The sequence below is a fragment of the Mesorhizobium sp. M7A.F.Ca.MR.148.00.0.0 genome (genome assembly GCF_003997735.1).
Taxonomy (GTDB): Bacteria; Pseudomonadota; Alphaproteobacteria; order Rhizobiales; family Rhizobiaceae; genus Mesorhizobium.
In genome coordinates, this window is the sequence record NZ_RZTB01000219.1 from 1 (window position 1) to 4,287 (window position 4,287).

At 63.3% G+C, this 4,287-nt stretch carries 4 protein-coding genes; 1 reads left to right on the plus strand and 3 read right to left on the minus strand.

The window, feature by feature from the left end:
• Position 1 precedes the first annotated feature (1 nt).
• From preA to EOB49_RS33085, 3 genes are all read right to left on the minus strand, one after another.
• A complete protein-coding gene (gene preA, locus EOB49_RS33075) occupies positions 2-1,315 on the minus strand; it encodes an NAD-dependent dihydropyrimidine dehydrogenase subunit PreA (protein ID WP_127383427.1) in 1,314 nt (437 codons plus the stop codon).
• A gap of 2 nt (positions 1,316-1,317) precedes the next feature.
• Complete coding sequence (locus EOB49_RS33080) at positions 1,318-2,682, minus strand: NAD(P)-dependent oxidoreductase (RefSeq protein ID WP_127383428.1); 1,365 nt, start codon at positions 2,680-2,682, stop codon at positions 1,318-1,320.
• A gap of 139 nt (positions 2,683-2,821) precedes the next feature.
• A complete protein-coding gene (locus EOB49_RS33085; protein WP_127322393.1) occupies positions 2,822-3,538 on the minus strand; it encodes a gamma-glutamylcyclotransferase in 717 nt (238 codons plus the stop codon).
• 165 nt (positions 3,539-3,703) lie between these two features.
• On the opposite strand from EOB49_RS33085, the gene EOB49_RS33090 reads away from it, so the two are divergent.
• On the plus strand, positions 3,704-4,287 hold a 584-nt coding region (locus EOB49_RS33090), incomplete at its 3' end, for a VOC family protein (protein ID WP_164781902.1).

Below are 4,287 nucleotides of genomic sequence, written 5' to 3' on the forward strand. Positions count from 1 at the left end.
CCTATTCCGCAGCCACCTTGGCCATCGGATTGTTCGGGTGCGTCGTCCAGTTGGCATAGACCGGCGATACCGGCCTGCCGGTGCGCTGGTCCATCACGCCGGCTGCCAGCGGCTCCATGGTGATGCAGTTCTCGACCGGGCAGACATTGACGCAGAGATTACAGCCGACGCATTCGGCCTCGATCACCTCGAAGTGCCTGACGCCGTCGACCATGCTGGTAATCGCCTGGTGCGAAGTGTCCTCGCAGGCGATGTGGCAGCGGCCGCATTTGATGCAGGCATCCTGGTCGATACGCGCCTTGGCGACGTAGTTCAGGTTGAGATACTGCCAATCGGTCACGTTGGGCGTGGCGCGGCCGACGATGTCGTTGAGCGAGGCGTGCCCCTTCTCGTCCATCCAGTTTTCGAGACCCGCGATCATTTCCTGCACGATCTTGAAGCCATAGGTCATCGCCGCCGTGCACACCTGCACATTGCCGGCGCCGAGCGCCATGAATTCGGCCGCGTCACGCCAGGTGGTGATGCCGCCGATGCCGGAGATCGGCAGGCCGCGGGTTTCGGGATCGCGCGCGATCTCGGCCACCATGTTCATGGCGATCGGCTTCACCGCCGGGCCGCAATAGCCGCCATGCGAGCCCTTGCCGTCGATTGTCGGCTGCGGCGCGAAGCTGTCGAGGTCGACACCGGTGATCGAGTTGATGGTGTTGATCAGCGACACCGCGTCGGTGCCGCCGGCATGTGCCGCCCGTGCGGGCTTGCGCACATCGGCGATGTTGGGCGTCAGCTTGGTGATGACGGGCATGCGGGTGTTCTGCTTGCACCAGCGCACCACCATTTCGATATATTCCGGCACCTGGCCGACAGCCGCGCCCATACCGCGCTCCGACATGCCGTGCGGGCAGCCGAAATTGAGCTCGATGCCGTCGGCTTCGGTCTCCTCGACCACCGGCAGGATCGCCTTCCAGGCCTCCTCGACGCAAGGCACCATCAGCGAGACGACGATGGCGCGGTCGGGCCAGTCCTTCTTGACCTGCTTGATCTCGCGCAAATTGACCTGCAGGTCGCGGTCGGTGATCAGCTCGATGTTGTTGAGGCCGAGCAGGCGGCGGTCGGCGCCCCAGATCGCGCCATAGCGCGGGCCGTTGACGTTGACCACCGGCGGGCCTTCCTCGCCGAGCGTCTTCCACACCACGCCGCCCCAGCCGGCCTTGAAGGCGCGGATGACGTTGTAGGCCTTGTCGGTCGGCGGCGCCGAGGCAAGCCAGAACGGATTGGGCGACTTGATGCCGACGAAATTGTTTCTGATATCTGCCATGCTCATGCCCTCCCGTTCGAGGTCAGTGCCCGGTTGATGCTCTCCGCAGCGTCGCGCCCCTGCGCGACCGCCGAGACGGTGAGGTCGTCGCCACCGAAGATGCAGTCGCCGCCGGCCCAGACCCTGGCAAGCGACGTACGCCCTTCCGCATCCACCTTGATGCGGCCGGCTTCGAGATCGATCGACGCACCGCTGCCGTTGAGGGCTGCCGGCACAAAACTCTGTCCGATCGCCTTGAACACCTGGTCGGCAACGAGCGTCAGGGTCTCGCCGGTGCCGGCAAGCCTGTCGCCGTTCATGGCGGTGTATTCGAGTTCGACGCCCGACACTTTGCCGCCCTCGGAGATCACCCGCTTCGGCTGCAGCCAGTGGCGGATGGTGACGCCATTAGCGGCGGCCAGATCCTGCTCGAACTCGGACGCATTCATGTGCTCCTGGTCGCGTCGGTAGCAGATCGTCACCTCTTCGGCGCCGAGCAATTTCGACTGCACGGCCGCGTCGATCGCCGTCATGCCGCCACCGATGACGACGACGCGGCGGCCAACCGGCAGGCCGGAAAGGTCGCTGGCCTGGCGCAGTTCGGCAATGAACTCGACCGCGTTGATGACGCCGTCGGCGTCCTCGCCATCGGCACGCAGCGCATTGACGCCGCCAAGGCCCATGCCGAGAAACACCGCATCGTAATTGCGGATCAGATCCGACAGCTGATAGTCGCGGCCAAGGGCCTTGCCGTTCTGGATGTCGATGCCGCCGATCGCGGTCACATAATCGACTTCGGCCTGGGCGAAATCGTCGACACTCTTGTAGGCGGCGATGCCGTATTCGTTGAGGCCACCGGCTTTCGCGCGCGCCTCCAGAATGGTCACGTCATGGCCGTGGCGGGCGAGCCGGTGCGCGGCGGCAAGGCCGGCCGGCCCGGCGCCGACTACGGCGACAGTCTTGCCGGTCGGCTCGGCGCGCGGATAAAACTGCTTGTTCTCGCTCATGGCGACATCGGTGGCATAGCGCTGCAGGCGGCCGATCTGCACCGGCTTGCCTTCCGCCACTTCGCGCACGCAGACTTCTTCGCACAGCGTTTCGGTCGGGCAGACGCGGGCGCACATGCCGCCCAATATGTTCTGGTCGAAGATGGTCTTGGCCGAACCGATCGGATTGCCGGTCGAGATCTGGCGGATGAACAGCGGAATGTCGATCGAGGTCGGGCATGCGTTCATGCACGGCGCGTCGTAGCAGAAATAACAGCGATCGGATTCGACCAGCGCCTCGTGGTGATCGAGCGGCGGATGCAGGTCGGAAAAATTATCCGCATACTGGTCGGCCGAGAGCCTGCCGCCCGCAATGCCTTCCCTGAATTGGCCTTCTGGCATCGTCAGTTCCCCATGTTTTCTTTTGGGGAAGGCTAGCACGTTTTATTTTTTTATCAATTGGTCAATTTTCGGCGCAAGCCACTGAAAAGGCTGAGTAATAACATGAATTCTTTACTCATGTTATCGGAGGCCGCTGCGTCTACAGTGCGAGTGAATGGCCGGGTTCAAGCTTACAGCCATGAATGGTCTTGACCTCCTCCGCGACCAGTTGCTGCAATCGCCACAGATTGCGGTCATGGATGCCGAACGCCTCGAGGTGGCTGACCGTGTTGTAGAGATATTCGGCGCCGGATCCGATATGCCCGCAGGCTCTGGCCAGCACGCTCGCCACTCTGTCCAACGGCTGGTTCAGCGACGTTCCCCTGCCCTTCACGCCGACCCAAAAACCGAGCGCGCGCAGCGTGCCTTGCGGCGTATGCACCGGCAGCCAGCGGACCGTCTCGATGCTTTCGTGGTCGCTGATCTCGCGCCGCAGCAGCCTTTCGATCTGCGCCGGCTTCTCACCCTCAGGCAAGCGATAGATCACGCCGTTGCAGCGCCCGCCCCGTTCGAGCGCCATCATCAACCCAGGCTGCTCGGCGCTGCCGCGCCACCGCACCATGTCGAGGCAGAAAGAGCGGTGCCAGCCAAAGGCCGTGGCGAGCTGTTGCTCGACCGACTCGAATTCCGGCTTCCAGATCAGCGACCCATAGGCGAACACCCATAACGGTCCCTCATCGGCTTCATTGGACAGCCGCAAGGCAAGGCTTTGAAAGTCCTCGTCGTTCATGTCTGTCCAGCTCGGGTCCGGGCCGGGATCGGCCTCTTCCCGATGGCACAGTGCGACAAGCTCGGGCGTGAGCGACATCAAGCGCATGGACGACAACCCCTCATCACCGCAGAGAAATCGAAAACCGCTGGGTGCGCAACCAGGGACCGCTTGGCACACACACCCATTGTTGTCCGGGCGGTGTCGGATTTCCGTCGTGAGGATCGTCCTATGATGGACGACGATCACACATGAAAGGTGAGGAGACCGAAAATGCCAAAAACCCCGATGCCCTTCTTCTGGTACGAATTGATGACATCAGATCTCGACGCTGCCCAGGCGTTCTACCCCAAAGTGGTCGGCTGGAAGGCCCAGCCTTTCGACGTGGCGCCGGGCATGCCGCGCTATGTCGTCATGAATGTGGGCGAACGTGGCGTCGGCGGCCTGATGACCTTGCCCGAGGATGCCGCCAGGATGGGCATGCCGCCTGCCTGGCTTGGCTATATCCACACCAGGGATGCCGACGCTGCCACGGCATCGCTGGAGAAAGCCGGCGGCACCGTTCACCGGCAGCCCGACGACATTCCGGGTGTCGGCCTTGCCGTCGTCGCCGATCCGCAAGGCGCGACGTTCATGTTCCTGCAGCCGAACGGCCCTGACCAACCTGTCGTGCCGGCCGGCACGCCGGGTCACATCGGCTGGCACGAGCTTTATACGAGCGACTGGAAAGCCGCGTTCGATTTCTATTCCGAGCAGTTCGGCTGGGTCGACGCCGGCGATTTCGACATGGGCCCGATGGGCACTTACCAGACCTTTACGGCCGGCCCCGAATCCGGCGGCGGCATCATGAACAAGCC